Source organism: Devosia albogilva (genome assembly GCF_042685625.1).
Classification (GTDB): Bacteria; Pseudomonadota; Alphaproteobacteria; order Rhizobiales; family Devosiaceae; genus Devosia; species Devosia albogilva.
The window spans coordinates 2,487,626-2,508,943 of record NZ_JBHUNP010000001.1 but is presented as its reverse complement, the minus strand read 5'-3'; the positions used below and the strand labels follow the sequence as shown (position 1 = coordinate 2,508,943).

Below are 21,318 nucleotides of genomic sequence, written 5' to 3'. Positions count from 1 at the left end.
AGGCGGTAATTCTGCACTGCCACTCCTACGAGTGCCCGCTGTTGAGGGCATGTGCCTCGTCGTTGGCGAGGAGCGCCTCAAGTTCTGCGGTGGTCACACTCCAGGCGCTGGTTTCACCGCCGGAGGTGAGCAGCAGCGTGTACTCAGTTCGGTAAGCTTCCCAGGACACATCGAGCGGAACCTTCTCGACTCGCAACTCGAAGGTGCCGGGCTTGTGCTGGCCGGACATCCCGCTCAGCTGGAATGGATGGCGCAGCGTTACCCATCGGCTGGTGCTGATCTCGCTCATTTCTGTCGGTCCTCCTGCAGTGGTGCAGGCTCCACAGGTTCCTTGGTCGACGGCGAACCGAGCCGGACGAAGTGTTCCGTCATCCAGGTCCGGACGGTAGCGGCGGTTTCCACCACCTCGCTCCCGGTGTTCCGGCAGATAACGGCGCAGAGGTCCCGTTCCGTGCTGATCCGGTCGAGATCGCGCGAGGTGAGGAACGGCCACCTCTTCTGTGCCTCCAGTCGCTCGCCGAATTGCCGACGGCCGAATGGGGTGACGTCTTGCTTGTTGCCGAACATCAGCTTCTCCGAGGCAGGTGCTCATCAGGAGACGATCTGCCCGAGTTCGGCACCCTGTGTGGTGATGGTGAGGTCTTCCTCGGCTCGCTCGGCCAGCCCGCGCGACACGAGGAAGAACACGGCTGCTTCGTCGTCGGTGCCGTAAAGCGTCCGCAGGGGCACGGGACCCTGGTTCAGGCGGCGGAGCAGCCCATAAGAATAGACCGGAATGTGCTCCGGCCGGCGTGGTGCGCTCCCGCCCGCCATGAACCCGTCGTCGAGCACGGCCGGCCGCATCAGGTCGGCAGCCTCGTGAGTGAAGCATAGCGCCTCGAGCCACGAGGCAACGCCGGTCGGTACCTGCGTTTGGCCACCTAGCCACTCTTCGACTACGCCGGGCCTGACTTCGAGGGTCTGTGCCAGCGTGGCGGGCCCCCACTTTATGGTGTCGAGGCAGGCCTTCAGGCGCTCAGGTTTCATTGGGTCCTCTTGGCGGCAAGCTCCCGGATGCGGCCGGGCCTAGATGGGCGGTCGGGTCATGCACGGGTCCCCTCCGGGGATGCGGTTCTTCAAAGCGATTGTCGTTATGAGGCAGCATGCCCGCTACCCGTCCGAGCAGAATGACGGGAAAGCCGCGACGCCGGCCCTCCGCAGTGAGCGGCCTCACCAGTGGGGCCGGCGCGGCGGGTACCCTGTTGACCGTACCGGGTCGACCGAGTTGGCGGAATGCTCGGCCAGTCGCAGTCGTTGCCCGTTCAGCCACGAGGCCACCAGCGAGCGGGCCGCCGGCAAAGGCACCCTCTTGCGCGATGCCACGAGCACGCTGAGCTCGGCCGGCGATCGGACCGCGCGCAGGTCACGATCGCTCAGGAAGGGCCACGCCCTCTGCGCCTCCGCCCGTTTGCGGATCTTGAGGGAAAGGCGCTCCTCGGTGCGATAACCGAACATAGGATTTTCTTTCGGGAGAGCGGGCGACCGATGCGGTCGTTAGATCGTCGTGTGCATGAAGCACGGCCAAAGCCTCAATCGATCTCCATAGACACATGTCGCCCCCCACTGAATGGTTGCATCACGGAAAGGAGCGGCGACCAGCGCGTCGCACGTCGGCAAGAGCTGCGCCGCTCACCCGAAACCTATTGCGCCGCCGGATCGGCACCCACAGGCTCTGCGGCTGGGGGTTCCACCACCGGCTGCGGCGCCACCGCCGGGACGTCCCCTTCGGTGACTTCACCCTCTTCGATCACCTCGCCGTCTTCCACCACGGGTAGTTCGATCGGCTCGAGCCCGGAAAGCATTCGCGCGCAAAGCGTCGCGGTTGGCCGCGCGACCGCTTCGCTGTCCGGCATAACTGCCCAGCCACCGTTCTCGATGAACGTGCGCTGCTGGGAGGCACTGGCGAACTGCTTGATCTCTGCAAGGTTCTCCCGCGCCCCCTCATCCGCGAGGAAGTTCTGAACGCATATCGCGGCGGCCAGATCAGTCCGGCTCGTATCTGCTGCGGCCTGTGCACGAGCCTCGGCTGAACCGCCAGTAACCCACCCTCCCCACATGAAGCCTACGATGGCCACGGCAATACCTCCGGCCACCGCGCCATAGGCCGCGGGTTTGATCCATTCGGGGGTGTTCATGATGTTCCGATCAGTTCGGAGTGGACGGCATAATCACCGCCTAGTCGGACCTTAGCATGGAACAGGCGTTGACCCTAATGGTTGGGCTGAACCGGCGACAAGGCCTGGCGTGGCGAACAGGATCAAGCCGGTGACTACAAAGTTCACCGCACTGTCCGAGATATCAGCAGGCCAACGGCAGCTTTCGGAGCATCTCCCTGCAAACTGCCATGACCGACATGGGGTCGAGGCTGTGTGAAAACCCCTGACCGTGCTATGATTTGGCACTGCTTCGGGGGTGCCGCATGGGGCGTTTCGTTGAAGTTGCCGTAACAGGCGAGCTTTCTGCCAGCGTGCCTTGAGGACTATGTCGATGCTGACAATCCTGTCCGCATCATCGATGCATTCGTCGATGAACTCGATCTCGCCGAGCTCGGCTTCGAGCGTGTCCAGCCGGCATCGACTGGCAGACCGGGCTACGCGCCAGGCACCATGCTCAAGCTCTATGTTTATGGATACCTCCATCAGCTGACCTCGAGCCGAAAGCTGGAACGCGAGGCGGGTCGCAATATCGAGTTGATGTGGCTGATCGGCAAGCTGGTGCCCGACTTCAAGACCATTGCCGACTTCCGCCATGACAATGCCAGTGCGATCCAAATGGCGTGTCAGCGCTTCGTTGCCATCTGCCGCGCCCTTGGCCTGGTCGGCGGCGGAATGGTCGCCATTGACGGCTCACGCTTACGCGCGGTGAACACGCACGAGAAGAACTACACCAAGGGCAAGCTGGCGCGACGGAAGGCTCATGTCGAGGAAAGCATCGCGCGCTACATCGCCGAGCTTGAGCAAGCCGACAGTGCAGAGACTGGCCCCGCGACACCGCGGATCGCGCACCTGACCGAGCGACTGGCGTCGCTGCGTGGGCGGCTCGGTGAGCTTGAGGAGATTGGCCAGCAGCTGCAAGCTGCACCGGACGAGCAAGTATCGCTCACCGATCCGGACGCCCGCGCCATGGCGACTGGAAGCAATCATCGTGGTGTTGTCGGCTACAACGTCCAGGCGGCGGTCGATACCAAGCATCACATCGTCGTCGCCAACGCAGTGACGAACCGAGGGCATGACCGCTCGCATCTGCTGGAAATGGCCAAGGCGGCACAGGCCGAGCTCGGCGCTGCTGATATGATCGCCCTTGCCGATCGTGGATATTATGAGGGTGGGCAGATCCGCTCCTGCGCCGCAGCCGGCATCATCCCGATGGTACCCAAGCCGAATACGTCACCAGCCCAGGCGCGAGGTTTTTGGGGCAAGGCCATGTTCGTGCACGAGCCCGAGACCGACACCTATCGCTGCCCTGCAGGCGAACAGCTCCAGAAGCGCTTTGCAAGGGTGGAAGGCGGCAAGCTCATCAGCGTGTACTTCAACCAGAAGGCTTGTGGTGCCTGCTCATCTCGTCCTCTGTGCACAGCCGGCAAGGAGAAGCGCATCCGACGATGGGAGCACGAGGCCGTGCTCGATGCGATGGAACGTCGCCTCGAAGCCATGCCGGACGCCATGGCGGTCCGTCGATGTACGGTCGAGCACGTCTTCGGCACGATCAAGGGCTGGATGGGCGCCACACACTTCCGGACGCGAGGACTAAAGAACGTCGCCACCGAAGCCAGCTTGGCAATCCTGGCCTACAACATCAAGCGCGCTATTGCAGTCGCCGGCGTCGGCCCCACCATCAAGGCAATAAGGAGCTAAGAGAATCCCGCTGCCTTATCGCCGACCCACTCGGCATAGCGCCGCAGCGAGTTCTCACACAGCCTCGGGTCGACACCGGTCACCTCCGTATGGTGAGGCGCATCCCCATGCACCATCATTCCCCCATCCCGGGCATGACGCCGGGGGCGGAACGCTGTAGAGCTGGCTGACGTATCGAGACCTCATCCCGAGCCTGTAGCAGGACGAGGTCGCCTGCCGAGAAGCCGAGGCCGCCATGACCGATTCCAACCCCACCGGCTCCGTTGCCGATGCCCAGGCCGGCAATTGGGTCGACCGCCATGCCCCCGACTGGCTGAAGCCCTATGCGCGCCTTGCGCGCTGGGACCGGCCGATCGGCTTCTGGCTCCTGTTCTGGCCCTGTGCCTGGAGCTTGGGCCTCGCCGCGGTGGCCGATCCCGCCCGCGGTTTCGACTGGTGGGCGGCGATGCTGATGCTGGTGGGCGCCATCCTGATGCGCGGCGCCGGTTGCACCTTCAACGACATCGTCGATCGCGACATCGACATGAAGGTGGCCCGCACCCGCTCGCGCCCCATCCCCTCCGGCCAGGTCACCGCCCGCGACGCGCTGGCCTTCCTCGTCGCCCAGGCGCTGCTTGCTTCGGTGATCCTGTTCCAGTTCAACCGCTTCACCGTCTGGGCCGGCATCGCCTCGCTGGTGCTGGTCGCCATCTACCCGTTCATGAAGCGGATCACCTGGTGGCCGCAGCTTTTCCTCGGCCTCGCCTTCTCCTGGGGTGCGCTGGTCGGCTGGACCAGCCAGACCGGGGGCATCGCCCAGCCGGCGCTGCTGCTCTATCTCGGCTGCATCCTGTGGGTTATCGGCTACGACACCATCTACGCCCTGCAGGACATCGAGGACGACGCCCTGATCGGCGTGCGCTCCACCGCCCGGCTGTTCGGCCCACGCACCCGGCCGATCGTTGCCGGCTTCTATTCTGGCGCGTTCGTGCTGTGGATGCTCGCGGCGCTATGGGCCGGGGCCGGCATCGTCTTTGCCGTGCTGTCGCTGGTCGCGGCGGGCCTGCTGGCCTGGCAGGTGCAGACCGTCGATGTCGAAGCGCCAGGCAATCCGCTGCTCCGCTTCAAGAACAACCACTATGTCGGCATCGCGCTGACGCTGGCGCTCCTGGCCGAATGGGTGTGGTGAGGCGCTGGGGCGTCGTATAGTCGCCCCAGGAGAATCGCCCGTGTCCATCCGCCAGCTTCCCGAAGACTTGATCAACCGCATCGCCGCCGGCGAAGTGGTCGAGCGGCCCGCCAGTGCCGTCAAAGAGTTGGTGGAGAACAGCATCGATGCCGGTGCCACCCGCATCGTCGTCACCACTGCCGGTGGCGGCAAGACGCTGATCCGCATCGAAGACGATGGCTGCGGCATGGACCAGACCGACCTGCTGCTGTCGGTCGAGCGCCACGCCACCAGCAAGCTCGGGGCGGACGAACTCGACGACATCCGCACCCTCGGTTTCCGCGGCGAGGCGCTGGCCTCGATCGGCTCGGTGGCCGAGCTCTCCATCGCCTCGCGCTGCGCCGAGGCCGAGAGCGGCCTTCGCCTCGATCTCCGCTATGGCGCCCGCTCCGGCCCGGTGCCGGTCGCCATGAACTGCGGCACGATCGTCGAGGTGAAGAACCTCTTCGCCCGCACCCCTGCCCGCCTCAAATTCCTCAAGACCGACCGCGCCGAGGCCGCCGCCATCACCGATGTGGTGAAGCGCCTCGCCATGGCCAATCCGGGCGTCCACTTCGTCCTCAACGGCTCCGACCGCACGGCGCAGAGCTGGCCGGCGGTGACGGGCGCCCGCGCCCTCGAGGCGCGCCTGTCGCAGCTCGTCGGCGACGACTTCGCCCAGAATGCCGTTCCCCTCGCCCTGTCCCGCCATGGCGTGGTGGTGGCGGGGCTCGCGGGCCTGCCCACCTATACCCGCGCCAATTCGCTGTCCCAGTTCTACTTCGTCAATGGCCGCTCGGTGCGCGACAAGGTGCTGGTCGGCGCCGTGCGCGCCGCCTATGCCGACTACACCTTCCGCGACCGCTTTCCGGTGGTGGCGCTCTATGTCGCCGTCGACCCCGCCGAGGTCGATGTCAACGTCCACCCCACCAAGGCCGAACTCCGCTTCCGCGATGCCGGTGGTGTCCGCGGCGCCGTCATCCGTGCCATCGGCGAGGCGCTCACCGCCGCGGGCTTCAAGGCCTCGACCAGCGTCGCCGAGGACGTGCTCGGCGCCTTCACCACTCCCGCCTATGAATCCGCTGCAATTGCTCCCGTTTCCGCCCCCGTTCCGCTGCAGAACGCGGTTCAGCGGGAACGGAACGCAACGGCATTCTCCCCATTTTCCGCCGCCGAGGTGCTGCCCGGGCTCTCCGAGCCGAGCGCCCGGATCGAGGCCGATACCCCCGCCCCTGCCCTCACCGAATTCCCCCTCGGCGCCGCCCGGGCGCAGATGTTCGACAACTTCATCATCGCCCAGAACGGCGAAGGCCTTCTGCTGGTCGACCAGCACGCCGCCCACGAACGCCTTGTGTATGAACGGTTTAAGGCCCAGATGGCCACCGGCACCGTCCCCAGCCAGGCCCATTTGATCCCGGTCGTGGTCGAGCTGCCGGAGGAGGACTGCGAACGTCTCGAGGACGCCTCCTCCGAACTACAGAGCTACGGCCTTCACCTCGAACGCTTCGGCCCCCGCGCCATCGCGGTGCGCGAAACCCCAGCAATTCTGGGCTCTTCCGACGTCGAAGGCCTGGTCCAAGACCTCGCCGACGGCCTCGCCGAATGGGATTCCACCGCCGCCGTCAGCGACCGCATGGAGGCCATCGTCGCCCGCATGGCCTGCCACGGCTCGGTCCGCTCCGGCCGGCGACTGCGGGTGGACGAGATGAACGCCCTGCTGCGCGACATGGAGCGCACGCCCCATTCCGGCCAGTGCATCCACGGCCGGCCCACCTACGTTGAGCTCAAGAAGAAGGATATCGAGCGCCTGTTCGGCCGGAGCCGTTGATTTTGCTGTATTTTACCAGCGACACCCACTTCGCCGACCCGCGCGTGCTGCGCATCGACCGCCGCCCCTTCGCCGACATGCCCGAGCACGACGCGGCGCTGATCGGCAACTGGAACAGCACCGTCTCGCCCGAAGACGAGGTCTGGCATCTCGGCGATTTCGCCCGCGGCAGCACCGAGGATGTCGAGGCGCTGCTCGAAAAGCTCAACGGCACTAAGCACCTGATCATCGGCAACAACGATCCCCCGGCGACTCTCGCCGCCCATGGCTGGGCCAGCATTCAGCATTATGCCGAGCTCAGGATCGACGCGCAGTTGTTCATCCTCTGCCACTACCCGTTCCGCACCTGGAACCAGATGGGCAAGAAGTCGGTCAACCTCCACGGCCACTCGCACGGCAGGCTAACGCCAATCCCGCGGCAGTTCGACGTCGGCGTCGATGCGCAAGGGCTCAAGCCGAGGACGCTGGCGGAGGTTCTAGCCTCAAGGAAGCGGTAGTGCCCCCACCCATCCTCCCCCGCACGCGGGGGAGGGGAAGATCGAGCCTGCCTCGCCGCCCGGGTACCCACCACCCCGTCCCTCCCCCGCTCGCGGGGGAGGTTAGGTGGGGCCTCTTGGCCTACCCGAACACGCTCGCGCCGCGGTCTGCGACGCCCACCAGCGCCCGCATCCCCGCAAACAGCTCGCGACCCATGCCGTAGTGCTGCGGGCGCAGGTCTTCGGTCGCCGGCGTGCGGGAGAGGAATTCCTTCTCGTCACCGATGAACTGCAGTGTGCCTGCATTGGCGTCGAGCCGGATGATGTCGCCGTCCCGGATCTTGCTGATCGGCCCGCCATCCATGGCTTCCGGCGTCATGTGGATCGCCGCCGGCACCTTGCCCGAAGCGCCGGACATGCGGCCGTCGGTGAGCAGCGCTACCTTGAAGCCGCGATCCTGCAGCACGCCGAGCGCCGGGGTCAGCTTGTGCAGCTCCGGCATGCCGATGGCGCGCGGCCCGGAGAAACGAACGACGGCGACCACGTCGCTATTGAGCTCGCCCGCCTTGAAGGCCGCCTGCAGACCTTCCTGGCCGTGGAAGACGCGCGCCGGCGCTTCCACCACACGATGCTCCGGCTTCACCGCCGAGACCTTGATGACCGAGCGGCCGAGATTGCCGGTCAGCAGCTTGAGACCACCGGACTCCTGGAACGGTGTCTTGGCTGAAGCCAGCACCTTGGGCAGCGCCGATTTCGCGGCTGCGGGCTCGAAGCGCAGTTCGTCCTCGATTAGCTTGGCTTCCACCGTGTAGCCGGAGAGGCCGGTACCCCAGACGGTCCTCACGTCTTCATGCAGGTGCCCGCTTTCCAGCAGTTCCCGGATCAAAAAGCCCATGCCGCCCGCCGCGTGGAAGTGGTTCACGTCGGCGACGCCGTTGGGATAGACCCGCGCCAGCAGCGGCGTTGCGTCCGACAGATCGCTCATGTCGTCCCAGGTCACCTGCAGCCCGGCCGCGGCGGCGATGGCGATCAGGTGCAAGGTGTGGTTGGTCGACCCACCCGTGGCGTGCAGGCCTACGAGACCATTGACGATGGCCTTTTCGTCGATGACGTGGCCGACCGGTGTATAGTTGTTGCCGAGCGCGGTCAGCGACAGCGCCCGCTTGGTGGCTTCGCGCGTGAGGGCGTCTCGCAGCGGCGTGCCTGGATTGATGAAGCTGGCGCCAGGCAAATGCAGGCCCATGATCTCCATCAGCATCTGGTTGGAATTGGCGGTGCCGTAGAAGGTGCAGGTGCCGGGCGAGTGATAGCTCTTGCTCTCGGCTTCCAGCAGTTCGGCGCGGCCGACCTTGCCTTCCATATAGAGCTGGCGGACCTTGGCCTTTTCGTCATTGGGAATGCCGGAGGGCATGGGCCCGGCCGGGATGAACACCGCCGGCAGATGCCCGAAGGTCAGCGCCCCGATCAACAGGCCCGGCACGATCTTGTCGCAGATGCCGAGATAGACGGCGGCATCGAACATGTTGTGGCTGAGCGCAATGGCCGTCGACATGGCGATCACGTCGCGGCTGAACAGCGACAGGTCCATGCCGGCCTGTCCCTGGGTAACGCCATCGCACATGGCCGGCACGCCGCCGGCCACCTGCGCCGTGGCGCCGATCTCGGAAGCGGCGGCTTTGATGATCTCAGGATAGAACTGATAAGGCTGATGCGCGCTCAGCATATCGTTGTAGCTGGTGACGATGCCGAGGTTCAGCGCCTTGTTGCCGGCCAGCATCGCCTTTTCCGTCGGCGAGCAGGCGGCAAAACCGTGGGCGAGGTTGCCGCAGGAGAGAACGGCGCGGTTCACGCCGGCTTCGCGGGCGGCATCGATGCGGCGGAGATAATCGGCGCGGGTGTCGCGGCTGCGCGCGGCAATACGGTCAGTGACGTCCTGGATCGCCTGACGGACGGACATATCGAGCTCCTACTCTATGGTGGGAGCGCTCAACCGAGGCAGGCGGGGATCACCTGCCTCGTGGGCACACCCTGCTGGAGCCGCGTAGTGGCCAAGGCAGCCGATTGGGGGCCGCCGAGGGGACTAAGGGCACCAGAAAACGGTTACTGGCTGACCCGACCGCAGAACGGCGCGCACGGGCATGTCCTCGACGGGACCATCCCCCAGCGCCTGATCCAGCGTGGCAGCCTTTTCTTCCCCCTCGACATGCAGATAGATCCCATCCGCGCGGAGGAGACGCGGCAGGGTGAGAGTGATGCGGGGCTCGCCGGCGCCGGGCGCACGCAGGGCCATGGTCGGGCCTTCGTCGGACAGCACCTGGTCGAGCGTATCGCCACCCGGGAAGAAGCTGGCGGTGTGCCCGTCATTGCCCATGCCGAGCACCACCGCAGCAAAGCGCTCCGGCAGATCGGCAAGCGTAGCATTGGTGCGGGCAACGCCATCGGCGTCGGGTTCATTGCCGCCGGAATAGAGCGGCAGGAAGCGCGCGATGGCAGCGGGGCCCTGCAGCAGTTTTTCGTTGACCAGCTTGGCGTTGGAGCGGTCGTTGAGTTCGTCCACCCAGCGTTCGTCGACAAGGGTGACGATCACCTTCGTCCAGTCGAGCGTCTTGGTCTTGCCGAGCACCGAAAAGAACTTGGCTGGCGTCGAGCCGCCGCTGACGGCGATGGCAGCAACGCCATCACGTTCGATGGCCGCCTCGATGCGGGCAGCGACCGTCTCGGCGAGTTCCTTGGCGAGTGCGGCCTTGTCGGCGAAGCTGCGGCGTTCGACGTCCACTACAGGTTCTCCTCGTACCAGGTGCGGCCATCGCGCTCGATCAGGGCGATCGAGCCGCTCGGGCCCCAGGTGCCGGCCGAATAGGGCTGCGGCGGCTCATTGGCGTGATTCCAGGCCTCGCGGATCGGGTCGACCCAGCGCCAGGCGGCCTCCAGCTCGTCGCGGCGCATGAACAGGGTCTGGTTGCCGCGGATCACGTCCAGCAGCAGCCGCTCGTAAGCTTCCGGCGTACGCTCGGTGAACTGCTGGGCGAAGCTCAGATTGAGCGGCACTTCACGCAGGCGCATGCCGCCCGGGCCCGGGTCCTTGATCATCATCATCAGCTTGACGCCCTCGTCGGGCTGCAGGCGGATGATCAGCTTGTTGGGGCGCGGCGCGCCTTCGGCATGATCGAAGATCGAGTGCGGGATCGGCTTGAACTGGATGCAGATCTCCGAAACGCGGCTCGCCATGCGCTTGCCGGTGCGCATGTAGAACGGCACGCCCGACCAGCGCCAGTTCTCGATCTCGGCCTTGAGGGCAACGAAGGTCTCGGTGCGGCTGCCCTTCTTGTCGTCGGGCAGTTCTTCCTGATAGCCGGCAACGGCGGCGGTCTCGGACTTCACGCCGCGATACTGGCCACGCACGGTCTTGGTGGAGACCTCGCCATTGGTGATCGGCCGGAGGGCACGCAACACCTTGAGCTTCTCGTCGCGCAGCGCATCGGCGTCGTCGCTGGCCGGCGGCTCCATGGCCACAAGGCAGAGCAACTGCAGCATGTGGTTCTGGATCATGTCGCGCAGGGCGCCGGATTCGTCGTAGTAGCCGCGGGTGCCAGCGCCGACGCTTTCAGAGACGGTCAACTGCACGTGGTCGATATGCGCACTGTTCCAGATCGGCTCGAACAGGGCGTTGGCAAAGCGCAGGGCCAGGAGGTTCTGCACCGTCTCCTTACCGAGATAGTGATCGATGCGATAAACCTGATCTTCGTTGAAGATCTTGGCGATGCCGTCATTGATCTCGACGGACGATGCGAGATCGTGGCCGAGCGGCTTCTCGATCACGACGCGGGCGTCGCGGCGGTAGTACTTCTTCTTGGCCAGGAACTCGGCGATCGGCTCGAACAGGTCGGGCGCCACCGCCAGATAGAAGGCGCGCACGATCTTGGGATCCTCACGCAGCTTCTTGCCGAGATCACCCGCCTCTTCCGGCTTGGATACGTCGATGGAGACGTAGCTGAAGATCTTGACGAAGCGGTCGATGACGCCCGCGTCCTGGTAGTCCTTCTCGACGAACTGGGTGACGGCGTCGCGGGCGACCTGCTGGAAGTCGGCGTCACTGAGCTGCGAGCGCGAGGCGCCGATGATCTGGGATTTCTCGTCGAACTGCCCGTCGAGGAACCGGTGGTACAGCGCCGGAATCAGCTTGCGCTTGGTCAGGTCGCCGGTGGCGCCGAACACCACATAGTCGAAGGGCTGGACGGGAATGATACGGCTGGACACGGGGCGTTCCTGGAAATCGTTCAGGCGGAGAAGTTCTGGCGGGCGAGGATGACTGCGCCATGCAGAGGTTCGAATCTGGGCAGGGCGACGAAGTCGCCATACCGCTGTTGCAGGATCGGGAAGAGGCGCTGCCCGAACCCGCCGACAATGGCCATGACCTGGGCGCCGTGGTTCCTGAACCAGCGTACATAGGTGTCGATGTAGCCGATTTGAATGTCCATCATCCGGCGGGCAACGGGATCACCCTTGTCGAAATGCTCGATGAACAGCGGCATCAGCTTGCCGTATTCGGCCGGGGCACGGCCGATCAGCGCGTCGTCGCATCCTTCCGAGCCGTCGCGGCTCAGCAGGGTCAGATCCATCTCGGTGGCGAAGGACCAGGTCATGACGGCCTGGTTGTCGCCGCCGAGGGCCGCTATCACCGCTTCAGTCAGGGGAGATGCCTCGACCAGTCCGTCGGCTGCTTCGACCGAATAGCGGGCGAGTTCCCGGCCGAGGATGGCGCCCGACATCTGGTCGCCGATATGAAAGCCCCACCCGCCGGCCTGGTAGCGCTTGCCGCCGACGATGGACATGGCCGCCGAGCCGGTGCCGATGATGACCACGCCGCCCTCGTCGCCGCCCAGCGCCCCGGCGTGGGCGATGTCGATGTCGTCATAGACCTTCACCCCGGCAAAGGGCCACGGCCGGGCCGCGAACTCGGCCCGCGCCGAATCCATGCGGCCACCGGCCATGCCGAAACAGGCGTAGGTGTTGGCGGTTTGCGCATAGTCGAGGCCGGCCGCAGCGAAGACGTCGCGGGTACCGTCGCTGATGGCCTTGTAGGCCGGATCGCCATCGTCGATCTGCAGATTCGAGCGCCCGTTCTTGACTTCGGCGAGGGTGACGAGATTCTCGTCGGCAAGGCGCACGCGGCAATTGGTGCCGCCGCCATCCACGCCAAGATAATATCTGGGCACGCGGGGAAACTCCGTTGTCTCGACGGATGCTAGGGTATCGTTTCGGCGCGGACCATAATGCGAAAGGCGCCTAGACGAAAGTAGGATAAGGGACAAAAAACCGGGACCTTACGGGCAGGGTCGCGGAGCACCCGGACGGGCATTGGCAACCACATCGGCGGGCCCGGAATTGCCTTATGGAGTAGCGGAACGGAGTGCGGCGATGACGCGACACGTATTGGTGCTGGGCGGAGCGCGATCGGGCAAGACGGCGTTCGCGGAGCGGCTGGCGCTCCATGCCGGAAATCGCCCGGCCTATCTCGCCACCGCCGAGGCGCTCGATGCTGAGATGCGCGACCGCGTCGAAAGCCACAAGGCCGGCCGCGCCGCGCGCTTCACCACCATCGAGGAGCCGATCGCCCTTTCCGCGGCGATCCTGCGCGCGTCGGCCGACCATGATGTGATTCTGGTAGACTGCCTGACCCTGTGGATCACCAACCTGCTCATCGCCAATGAGGACGTGGCGCAGGCGGTCAGCGAATTGGTCGCGGCGCTGGTGCAGATCAAGACGGCAAAGGTGATCCTGGTCAGCAACGAGGTCGGCCTCGGCATCGTGCCCGACAACGCCATGGCCCGCACCTTCCGCGATCTCGCCGGCTCGGCCCACCAGCGGCTCGCCGAAATCTGCGACGACGCCTATTTCGTCGTCGCCGGCCTGCCCGTGGTGCTCAAGGGCGAGCCGCCCGACGCGCCCACCAGCAAGATCCACGAGGCCTAGCCCGCGATCGCCAGCGCCAGAGCGAGCACCACGCTGAAGCCGAGCAGCACGTTCAGCGTGGCGCGGTAGAGCTGCAGTGCCCACTCGATGTGGTTGGGTCCGAGTGCCTTGGTACCGTCGCCCATGGTGGGCAGGTCCACGACCTCGCCATCATAGGCCCGCGGCCCGCCAAGGCTGATGCCGAGCGCGCCGGCGAAGGCCGCCTCCGGCCAGCCGGCATTGGGCGACTTGTGCTTCATCGCATCGCGCCAGGCCGCCGCCCAGGCACCACCGGGGCTCGCTTGCGGCACGAAGAAGCAGGCGATCACCACCAGCAATGCGGTGAACCGCGCCGGCACGAGATTGACCAGATCGTCGAGCCGGGCCGCTGCCCAGCCATAGTCGCGGTAGCGCTCGTTGCGGTGGCCGATCATCGAATCGGCGGTGTTGATGGCCTTGTAGGCGGCAATGCCCGGCAGGCCGAACAGCACCAGCCAGAACCACGGCGCCACCACCCCGTCGGAGGTGCTCTCCGCCAGCGTCTCGACCCCCGCATTGACCACGCCCGCCTCGTCCAGCACCTGCGGATCCCGCCCCACCACGTGGCTCACCGCTGCGCGTCCGGCATCCAGGGACTGCCGCAGACCGGCCGCCACGGCAGCCACGGCGCGCCCCAGCTCCTTCTGCGCCAGAAAGCTCGTGGCGAGCAGCATCTCCACCAGCCAGCCGCCCGGAAAGGACCGCAGCAGCCACTGGATGACGAGGCAGGGCAAAACGGCGGCGGCGACCAGCAGCACCACCGAGACAATGCCCGCCAGCCGCTTCTGATCCGCCGTGCGCGGGCGCCGGAACGACGCGGTCTCCAGTGCGGTGATCAGCCGCCCGAACCACATCACCGGATGGCCCACAACCTTCAACAGCGCCGGCGGATAGCCGAGCCAGCGTTCGACGGCGAGCGCCAGAGGGGCGAGGAAAGCGTCCATCAGACGGGCTCCGCAAGCGTCAGCAGCATGTCGAGGTCGAGATGCCGCTCGAGATGGGCGGCAAGCGCATCGAGCGTCGCGTCCACCCCGGCCTCATAGGCGAGGTCGGCAGCGGCGGCCCCGCCGAGCAGCGCCCGGCGAAACCCGTCGGCGGCGAAAAGGCCGTGCAGGTAGGTCCCGGCCACCCTCCCGTCCGCGCTCACCGCCCCTTCCGGCGCCTCGCCGACATGGGCGAAAGGCCGATCCCGATCGGCTCCGGAGGTCACGCCCATATGCATCTGGTAGCCGGAGATCGTCTCGCCCGAGGCCGCATGGTGCGCCGCTTCCAGCCGGAGCTCTTTCACCGGCGCCAGCACCGTGTCGACATTCAGCAGGCCCAGTCCCTCGCTCGTGCCCGGCTCCCCCTCCACCCCATCGGGATCGGCAACGCTGCGGCCGAGCATCTGGTAGCCGCCACAAATGCCGAGCACCTGCCCGCCGGCGCGCCAATGCGCCTTGATGTCGATGTCCCAGCCATTGGCCCGCAACGCCGTGAGATCGCTGCGCGTCGATTTCGAGCCGGGCAGGATGACGAGGTCGGCATCCCGCGGCAGCGCCTGACCCGGCTGCACCAGCACCAGCGACACACCGGGCTCGGCGCGCAGCGGATCGAGATCGTCGAAATTGCTGATGCGCGGCAGCCGCGGCACGGCGACCACGAAATCACCGCGGCGCTCCCGGGCATAGGCCTCCAGCGCCAGAACGTCTTCCGCCGGCAGCCGGTCGGCGGCGTCGAACCAAGGCACGGGGCCGAGGCACGGAACACCGGTATGACGGGCGAGGAAATCCCGGCCCGCTGCGAACAGCACAGGATCGCCCTGGAACTTGTTGATCAGCGTCGCCCGTATGCGCCCGGCGTCGGCTGGATCGATGACGCTGAAGGTCCCCGCCAGCGCTGCGATCACACCGCCGCGCTGGATGTCGCCGATCAGCACCACCGGCACAGCGGCAGCCGCGGCAAAGCCGAAATTGGCGATGTCCCCTTCCCGAAGGTTCACCTCGGAAGCGCTGCCCGCCCCTTCCACCAGGACGATGTCCGCGTCCGCCGCCAGTTCGCGAAAGGCCCCGAGCACCTCCGGCAGCAATTCCTGCCGGTTCTTCCAGTATTGCCGCGCCGCCACCGAACCCCGCCGCTGCCCCCGAACCACCAGTTGCGAACCGGTCTCCCCCTCGGGTTTCAGCAGCACCGGGTTCATCGCCGTCACCGGCTCGCGGCGGGCAGCGAGTGCCTGCAGCGCCTGCGCCCGCCCGATCTCGCCGCCATCGGCGGTGACGGCGGCGTTGTTGCTCATGTTCTGCGGCTTGAACGGCGCGACCCGCAACCCGCGATTGCTCAGAGCGCGGCACAGCCCCGCGACCAGCAGCGACTTGCCCACATCGGAGCCCGTGCCCATGAACATCAATGCCTTGGCCATTGTCTGCTTATGCCCGATCGATGACATGGGCGTAAGAGCCCATGACGCGCCCGATCACGGCGCCCATCGGCGGCAGCGCCTCGCCTCGAGCGTCCGTGGCGGCAAACAAGGGCGGCAGGCGCGTCTGCCGGGCGAAGGAGTAGTGAAATTCGTGCCCCATCAAATGTCCCGGCCAGGGCAGGTCCCCCGACTGGATCAGCCGGCGATAGCCCAGCACGCGCTTGGGCCTGTCGATGCGGGTGGTGACCGGCAGCAGCCCCGCCATGGGGTAGGCTGCTCCCGTCTTGTCGACGATTGCCTCGCCCAGCACCATGAAGCCCCCGCACTCGCCATAGATCAGCGCACCGCGGTCCCGCGCCGCGGCGAGGCCGCTCTTGAACCGTGAGGCGGCGGCAAGTTGCGGGCCGTGCAGTTCGGGATAGCCGCCCGGCAGGAAGATCGCATCTGCCGATGCGTCCGGCGCCTCGTCCGCCAGCGGCGAAAAGAAGCTCAGCGTGGCACCCTGCGCCCGCCAGCCATCGAGCAGGTGCGGGTAGAGGAAGGCAAAGGCGGCATCGCGGGCAATGGCGATGTGCTGACCCAGCGGCGGCAGCGGCTCGCCCGCCTCGCTCGCCTCCGGCGTTGGCGAGGCAAGCCGCAGCAGGGCGTCGAGGTCGACATAGTCGCCCACCGACTGCGCTGCCGCCGACAGGAACAGGTCGAAGCCGTCGATCTCCCCCGGCAGCACCAGCCCGAGATGCCGCTCCGGCAGCGCCATGTCCGGATCGCGCGGCAAGGCGCCGAGCAGCGGCAGTCCGGTTTGCGCCACCGCCTCCGCCAGCATGCGCTCGTGCCGGGTGGAGGCGACGCGGTTGAGGATCACCCCCGCCACCCGCACATCGCTGCGCCAGCGCGCGAAGCCGGCGATCAGCGCCGCCACCGACTGGCTCTGCCGCTCGGCATCGACGGCCAGGATCACCGGCAGGCCGAGACCGGCCGCCAGATCGGCGGTGGAGCCGGTGTTGTCGGCGGCCCCGTCGAACAGGCCCATCACGCCCTCGACGACGAGCAGGTCCGCCCCGGTCGCCTGCAAGCTCGCCAACTCCCGCAGCCGCTCCGCCGGCATGGCCCAGGGATCGAGATTCACCGCATCCCGCAGTGCCGCCCGGCTCAGATAGGTCGGGTCGATATAGTCCGGCCCGGTCTTGGCCGGTGCCACCACCGTGCCGCGCTGCCGCAGCGCCGCCAGGAGGCCGAGCGTGACCACGGTCTTGCCCGATCCCGAGCGCGGCGCGGCAATGACCAGCCCCTTAGCCAAAGCGGTGGCTCCGCACCGCTTCCACATACCAGTCGAGCGACTGCCGGTAGGTACCCACTTCGCCCAGCACCACGATGGCCGGCGTCGGCACCTCGACGAGGCTCGATGCAGCGAAAAGAGTGGTTTCCAGCACCTGTTGCTGCGGCGTCGCCGCGTTGGAGACAATGGTCAGGCGCTCCTCGGGCTGCCGGCCAGCCGCAAGCAGGCGCCCGGCGATCACCGGCAGGTGCTTGACCGCCATGAACATCACCAGCACCGGTGCTGCCTGAGCCACCGAAGGCCAGTCGATGGCGCCCGGCACGTCCCCGGTCTCGTCATGCCCGGTCAGGAACAATACCGCATGGTTGGTGTCCCGGTGCGTTACCGGAATGCCGGCATAGGCAAGCCCGCCCAGCCCCGAAGAAATGCCCGGCACGATGCGGAACGGAATGCCGGCGCGTGCCAGAGCCTCGGCCTCCTCGCCGCCACGGCCGAACATGAAGGGATCGCCGCCCTTGAGGCGCAGCACCCGCCGTCCGGCCTGCGCCAGCTCGATCAGGCGCAGGGAAATGTCGGCCTGCTTCGGCGACGGCTTGCCGCCCCGCTTGCCGGCGAAAATGCGTTCGCTACTGACCGGAGCGAGCGCCAGGATGGCATCGGAAACCAGCGCATCATGGACGATCACGTCCGCCTGCCCGAGCGCATGATAGGCGAGCAGCGTCAGCAGGCCGGGGCCTCCCGGCCCGGCGCCGACGAGCCAGACGGAGCCGGGCTGAAGCTCGGGAAAATCGGCCGCCTCGAGTTGTGCGAAGTGGGTCACGACGCTGCCCCACGGACTTGCGGCCCCTGCCCTGCCGGGCCAGAGTGCCGACAGGGAGTAAGTGCATGAAAATCCTGATCCTGGGCGGCACGGCGGAGGCGCGGGAACTGGCCGGCCGGCTCGTTGCCGAGGGCCACGAGGTCATCACCTCGCTGGCCGGGCGCACGAGCGACCCGATCCTGCCCCCGGGTGCACTCAGGATGGGCCGGTTCGGCGGCATCCCCGGGCTCAGCGCTTATCTGCGCGTCGCCGGCATCGAGCGTCTGGTGGATGCGACCCACCCCTATGCCGGCATGATCTCGAAGAATGCCGTCGCCGCTGCGCAGCAAACCGGCGTCAGACTGGTCCGGCTGATGCGCCCCGGCTGGGAACCCCGCGTCGGCCAGGAATGGACCCTGGTGGAAACCGTCGCCGAAGCGGCTGCGGCGCTGCCGCCGGGCGCCGACGTACTGCTGACCACCGGCCACACCGGACTCGAGACCTTTCTCGAGCGCGACGACTGCCATTTCGTCATTCGGCTGATCGAGACTCCGGCGCTGCCGATCCCGCAGCATGCGGAACTGCTGCGGACGCGCCCGCCCTATGCGCTGGCCGACGAATTGGCGCTGATGCAGCGGCACGGCTTCACTCATCTCGTCACCAAGAATTCGGGTGGCGGGCAGACGGCGGCAAAGCTCGAGGCGGCGGCGGAATTGGGCGTAAAGGTCATCATGATCCAGCGGCCGTTCTATGGTCCGGCCATGGAGGTTGATTCGGTGGAGGCGGCCATCGCCGCGCTGGAGCTCGGCTGACCCCATAGCAGCGGATCGAAATCCGCTGGCACGGCGGCCAGCGCACAGGTGCCGCGGGCGGACTTCAGCTTGCCGAGGACCAGTGGCCCGGCACTCGCCGCCACCGGCTCCGCCACCCCCGGCCCGGGCAGGTCGACCACGCGCAACGGCACGCCCAGATGGGCAGCAGCAGAACGAAGTGCCGGGTGATTGGCGCGCCGGGGAACGGTCGCAAGGGCGACCAGCTCGCCAGAACCCTGCGCCAGGGCCTGACAGATGAGATCGATCACTTCGCCGCTTGCGGCGCTGCTGGTGCAGCCAATGCCGGCAACCAGTCGCCGGCCGATGTCAGCACTCTTCGTCATCAATGCCTCTCGTTTCCCGAAGAGGCAGGGTTCGCACCAGACCCGTTGCAGCTCCGGAGTTGGTCCCCGCTTGGGTCGACCGCACCGGACTCTGTTTCAGTTCCGTCAGGGGGAACGCTGCGCTGGTCCGGTTCTAGGCGCAGGGGCAGCCGTGGTCAATCAAGGGCTTAGCGACCCAGACCCGCTGTTGCGAATGCTTCTCAGAATCATGGGCAAATTCAAGGGCTTGCACCTGCAGCCGTGGCGGCCTATGGCCGGATTTCAGCAGCTTCAGGAGCCACGATGACCACCGCTCAGCGTACCCAGACCATCGCGGCGGCGAGTCTCGGCATTGCCGTGCTGGTGTTGGCCCTGAAATTCCTCGCCTGGTGGGTGACGGGATCGATCGCGCTCTACTCGGATGCGCTCGAATCCATCGTCAACGTGGTCACCTCGGTCGCGGCCCTGATCGCCGTGAGCCTGGCGCAACGACCGGCCGACGCTGCCCTGCCCTATGGGTACCACAAGGCGGAGTATTTCTCGGCCGTGCTGGTCGGCGTGATGATCATCATCGCCGCCATCCTGATCTTCCGAGAAGCCTGGCTGGGGCTGCTGGCGCCAGAGATCCCGGACGCGCCGGCGCTCGGCCTCGGCATCGGCGCCGCTGCGACCGTCGTGAACATCGTCTGGGCACGCGTGCTGATCCGGCACGGCCGCAAGGCCCGTTCGCCGGCGATCGAAGCCGATGGCCGGCACCTGATGACCGATGTGGTGTCCACCGTGGGCGTCCTTGTCGGCCTCGGATTGGTAGTCCTCACCGGCTGGGCGGTGCTCGACCCTATCCTCGCGGCACTGGTCGCCCTCAACATCCTCTGGTCGGGTTGGGCCGTGGTCCGCGACAGCGTTGGTGGGCTCATGGATGTGGCAGTGCCAGCCGACGTCCAGCAGACCATTCGCGAGGTCATCGCCACCAGCGCCGAAGGGGCGATCGAGGCGCATGACATCCGCACCCGCCAGGCCGGGCGCATGACCTTCATCGACTTCCACCTGGTGGTGCCCGGCGCCATGAGCGTCGACGATGCCCACACCATCTGCGATGGCATCGAGGCCCGCCTGCGTGAAGCCGTGCCGGACGTCCAGATCACCATCCATGTGGAGCCCGAGAACAAGGCCAAGCACTCCGGCATCGTGGTGGTGTGAGCTTGCAGACCCCCGCCTTTGCGGGCAGGATTCACGGCATGCGCACTGCCCTCGTCGTCACCGCACTGCTCCTCGCCGCCGCTCCTGCCGCCGCGCAGTTCTGGACCCAATACGCCAATGCCCGCTTCGGCTATTCGCTCGACATTCCCCCCGGATACGAGGCTCAGGGCGAGAGCGACAATGGGGACGGGCGGACCTTCTTCGATCCGGCGACCACGCAGATGCTGACGGTGTGGGGCGGATACGTGCTCGAGGACTTCGAGGCCGAGGCACGATCCTCGATCGCTTCCGCCGAGGACGACGCGTGGAACATCACCGGCGAAACGGTGACCCCCGATTGGGCGGAGTTCACCGCCATCAAGGGGATGCGCGCACTCCACCAACGGCTGATCGCCGGCTGCAACGGCACCGCCTATGCCGCTTTCCGGATCGACTACCTCGTCACCGACACGTCCAGGATCGGCGAGATCATCGAAGGCCTGACCCCCACCTTCCTGCCGCCGACCAATTGCTAGAACTCGATGCCCTTCTGCGCCTTCACCCCGGCGCGGAAGTGGTGCTTGATCTCGGTCATTTCGGTCACCAGGTCGGCGATCTCGATCAGTTCGTCCTTGGCGTTGCGGCCGGTGACGATGACGTGCTTGTCGGCAGGCTTGGCCTTGAGCACCTCCACCACCTCGGCGATCGGCAGGTAGTCGTAGCGCAGGCAGATATTGAGTTCGTCGAGCAGCACCATATCGTATGACGGGTCGGCGATCAGCGCCTTGGCCTGCTCCCACGCCTTGCGCGCAGCGGCGAGGTCGCGCTGCCGATCGGCGACGTCCCAGGTGAATCCCTCGCCCATGGCGTTGATGGTCACCTGCTCGGGGAACTTGTCGAGCACGTCGCGTTCGCCGGTGTTCCACACGCCCTTGACGAACTGCACGACCCCCACCCGCATGCCGTTGCCGATGGCACGAAAAACCATGCCGAAAGCTGCCGTGGATTTGCCTTTGCCCTTGCCGGTGTGAACGATAAGCAACCCTTTTTCCTCGGTTTTGCTGGCGAGTATCTTGTCGCGGGCAGCCTTTTTCTTCCGCATCTTCTCGGCATGATACGCGTCGCGTTCGGCCTCGGTCATCAGGTCGGTCTTCTTC

General features: G+C 66.5%; 23 protein-coding genes. 8 read left to right on the top strand and 15 right to left on the bottom strand.

Going from position 1 to position 21,318, the window contains the following annotated elements:
* Nucleotides 1–25: 25 nt before the first annotated feature.
* From ACFSX5_RS12600 to ACFSX5_RS12580, 5 genes are all read right to left on the bottom strand, one after another.
* Nucleotides 26–289: a hypothetical protein gene (locus ACFSX5_RS12600; protein ID WP_386833868.1), complete on the bottom strand. Its 264-nt coding sequence runs from the start codon at nt 287–289 to the stop codon at nt 26–28.
* Nucleotides 286–567, bottom strand: coding sequence for a hypothetical protein (locus tag ACFSX5_RS12595; RefSeq protein WP_386833866.1), 282 nt, complete (start codon nt 565–567; stop codon nt 286–288). The genes ACFSX5_RS12600 and ACFSX5_RS12595 overlap by 4 nt, the downstream gene beginning before the upstream one ends.
* A gap of 24 nt (nt 568–591) precedes the next feature.
* Nucleotides 592–1,026 (bottom strand): hypothetical protein, encoded by a 435-nt coding sequence (locus ACFSX5_RS12590; RefSeq protein WP_386833865.1) that lies wholly within the window; start codon nt 1,024–1,026, stop codon nt 592–594.
* Between the two features lie 183 nt (nt 1,027–1,209).
* Nucleotides 1,210–1,494, bottom strand: coding sequence for a hypothetical protein (locus ACFSX5_RS12585; RefSeq protein ID WP_386833864.1), 285 nt, complete (start codon nt 1,492–1,494; stop codon nt 1,210–1,212).
* Nucleotides 1,495–1,679: 185 nt separating this feature from the next.
* Entirely contained in the window at nt 1,680–2,174 is a 495-nt protein-coding gene (locus ACFSX5_RS12580; RefSeq protein WP_386833863.1) for a hypothetical protein, read from the bottom strand.
* A 324-nt stretch (nt 2,175–2,498) separates the two neighbouring features.
* On the opposite strand from ACFSX5_RS12580, the gene ACFSX5_RS12575 reads away from it, so the two are divergent.
* The 4 genes from ACFSX5_RS12575 to ACFSX5_RS12560 all read left to right on the top strand — a co-directional run bounded on the left by ACFSX5_RS12575 (nt 2,499) and on the right by ACFSX5_RS12560 (nt 7,404).
* On the top strand, nt 2,499–3,893 hold the full coding sequence (locus ACFSX5_RS12575) for an IS1182 family transposase (protein ID WP_386835639.1): 1,395 nt from the start codon (nt 2,499–2,501) through the stop codon (nt 3,891–3,893).
* 235 nt (nt 3,894–4,128) lie between these two features.
* Entirely contained in the window at nt 4,129–5,061 is a 933-nt protein-coding gene (ubiA, locus tag ACFSX5_RS12570; protein ID WP_386833861.1) for a 4-hydroxybenzoate octaprenyltransferase, read from the top strand.
* A gap of 40 nt (nt 5,062–5,101) precedes the next feature.
* A complete protein-coding gene (mutL, locus tag ACFSX5_RS12565) occupies nt 5,102–6,907 on the top strand; it encodes a DNA mismatch repair endonuclease MutL (protein WP_386833860.1) in 1,806 nt (601 codons plus the stop codon).
* A complete protein-coding gene (locus tag ACFSX5_RS12560) occupies nt 6,904–7,404 on the top strand; it encodes a metallophosphoesterase family protein (RefSeq protein WP_386833858.1) in 501 nt (166 codons plus the stop codon). Before mutL ends, ACFSX5_RS12560 begins: the two co-directional genes overlap by 4 nt.
* A 121-nt stretch (nt 7,405–7,525) precedes the next feature.
* Here ACFSX5_RS12560 and edd read toward each other — a convergent pair whose 3' ends face one another.
* From edd to ACFSX5_RS12540, 4 genes are all read right to left on the bottom strand, one after another.
* Entirely contained in the window at nt 7,526–9,340 is a 1,815-nt protein-coding gene (gene edd / locus ACFSX5_RS12555; protein ID WP_386833857.1) for a phosphogluconate dehydratase, read from the bottom strand.
* Between the two features lie 123 nt (nt 9,341–9,463).
* On the bottom strand, nt 9,464–10,159 hold the full coding sequence (pgl, locus tag ACFSX5_RS12550) for a 6-phosphogluconolactonase (protein WP_386833856.1): 696 nt from the start codon (nt 10,157–10,159) through the stop codon (nt 9,464–9,466).
* Nucleotides 10,159–11,640: a glucose-6-phosphate dehydrogenase gene (zwf, locus tag ACFSX5_RS12545; RefSeq protein ID WP_386833855.1), complete on the bottom strand. Its 1,482-nt coding sequence runs from the start codon at nt 11,638–11,640 to the stop codon at nt 10,159–10,161. The genes pgl and zwf overlap by 1 nt, the downstream gene beginning before the upstream one ends.
* A 20-nt stretch (nt 11,641–11,660) precedes the next feature.
* Nucleotides 11,661–12,599 (bottom strand): BadF/BadG/BcrA/BcrD ATPase family protein, encoded by a 939-nt coding sequence (locus tag ACFSX5_RS12540; protein ID WP_386833853.1) that lies wholly within the window; start codon nt 12,597–12,599, stop codon nt 11,661–11,663.
* 202 nt (nt 12,600–12,801) lie between these two features.
* Here ACFSX5_RS12540 and cobU point away from each other — a divergent pair, with 202 nt between their 5' ends.
* Nucleotides 12,802–13,356, top strand: a complete 555-nt coding sequence (gene cobU / locus ACFSX5_RS12535) for a bifunctional adenosylcobinamide kinase/adenosylcobinamide-phosphate guanylyltransferase (protein WP_386833851.1) — start codon at nt 12,802–12,804, stop codon at nt 13,354–13,356.
* Here cobU and cbiB read toward each other — a convergent pair.
* The 4 genes from cbiB to cobA are packed head-to-tail and all read right to left on the bottom strand — an operon-like array spanning nt 13,353 to nt 17,868.
* Nucleotides 13,353–14,318 carry an adenosylcobinamide-phosphate synthase CbiB gene (gene cbiB, locus ACFSX5_RS12530; RefSeq protein WP_386833849.1) on the bottom strand — a complete coding sequence of 322 codons (966 nt, stop codon included), beginning with the start codon at nt 14,316–14,318 and terminating at the stop codon, nt 13,353–13,355. The genes cobU and cbiB overlap by 4 nt on opposite strands.
* Nucleotides 14,318–15,772 (bottom strand): cobyric acid synthase, encoded by a 1,455-nt coding sequence (locus tag ACFSX5_RS12525; RefSeq protein WP_386833847.1) that lies wholly within the window; start codon nt 15,770–15,772, stop codon nt 14,318–14,320. The genes cbiB and ACFSX5_RS12525 overlap by 1 nt, the downstream gene beginning before the upstream one ends.
* A gap of 7 nt (nt 15,773–15,779) precedes the next feature.
* Entirely contained in the window at nt 15,780–17,096 is a 1,317-nt protein-coding gene (locus tag ACFSX5_RS12520) for a cobyrinate a,c-diamide synthase (protein WP_386833846.1), read from the bottom strand.
* Nucleotides 17,062–17,868, bottom strand: a complete 807-nt coding sequence (gene cobA / locus ACFSX5_RS12515; RefSeq protein ID WP_386833844.1) for a uroporphyrinogen-III C-methyltransferase — start codon at nt 17,866–17,868, stop codon at nt 17,062–17,064. Before cobA ends, ACFSX5_RS12520 begins: the two co-directional genes overlap by 35 nt.
* A gap of 65 nt (nt 17,869–17,933) precedes the next feature.
* On the opposite strand from cobA, the gene ACFSX5_RS12510 reads away from it, so the two are divergent.
* On the top strand, nt 17,934–18,659 hold the full coding sequence (locus tag ACFSX5_RS12510; RefSeq protein ID WP_386833842.1) for a cobalt-precorrin-6A reductase: 726 nt from the start codon (nt 17,934–17,936) through the stop codon (nt 18,657–18,659).
* Here ACFSX5_RS12510 and ACFSX5_RS12505 read toward each other — a convergent pair.
* Nucleotides 18,596–19,003 (bottom strand): cobalamin biosynthesis protein, encoded by a 408-nt coding sequence (locus tag ACFSX5_RS12505; protein ID WP_386833841.1) that lies wholly within the window; start codon nt 19,001–19,003, stop codon nt 18,596–18,598. The genes ACFSX5_RS12510 and ACFSX5_RS12505 overlap by 64 nt on opposite strands.
* Before the next feature lie 282 nt (nt 19,004–19,285).
* On the opposite strand from ACFSX5_RS12505, the gene ACFSX5_RS12500 reads away from it, so the two are divergent.
* Both ACFSX5_RS12500 and ACFSX5_RS12495 read left to right on the top strand, forming a co-directional pair.
* Entirely contained in the window at nt 19,286–20,182 is an 897-nt protein-coding gene (locus ACFSX5_RS12500; RefSeq protein ID WP_386833840.1) for a cation diffusion facilitator family transporter, read from the top strand.
* 38 nt (nt 20,183–20,220) lie between these two features.
* Nucleotides 20,221–20,697 carry a hypothetical protein gene (locus ACFSX5_RS12495; protein WP_386833838.1) on the top strand — a complete coding sequence of 159 codons (477 nt, stop codon included), beginning with the start codon at nt 20,221–20,223 and terminating at the stop codon, nt 20,695–20,697.
* On the opposite strand, the gene cobO is transcribed toward ACFSX5_RS12495, so the two are convergent.
* Nucleotides 20,694–21,302, bottom strand: coding sequence for a cob(I)yrinic acid a,c-diamide adenosyltransferase (gene cobO / locus ACFSX5_RS12490; RefSeq protein WP_386835638.1), 609 nt, complete (start codon nt 21,300–21,302; stop codon nt 20,694–20,696). The two genes, ACFSX5_RS12495 and cobO, sit on opposite strands and share 4 nt — an antisense overlap.
* Nucleotides 21,303–21,318 lie beyond the last annotated feature (16 nt).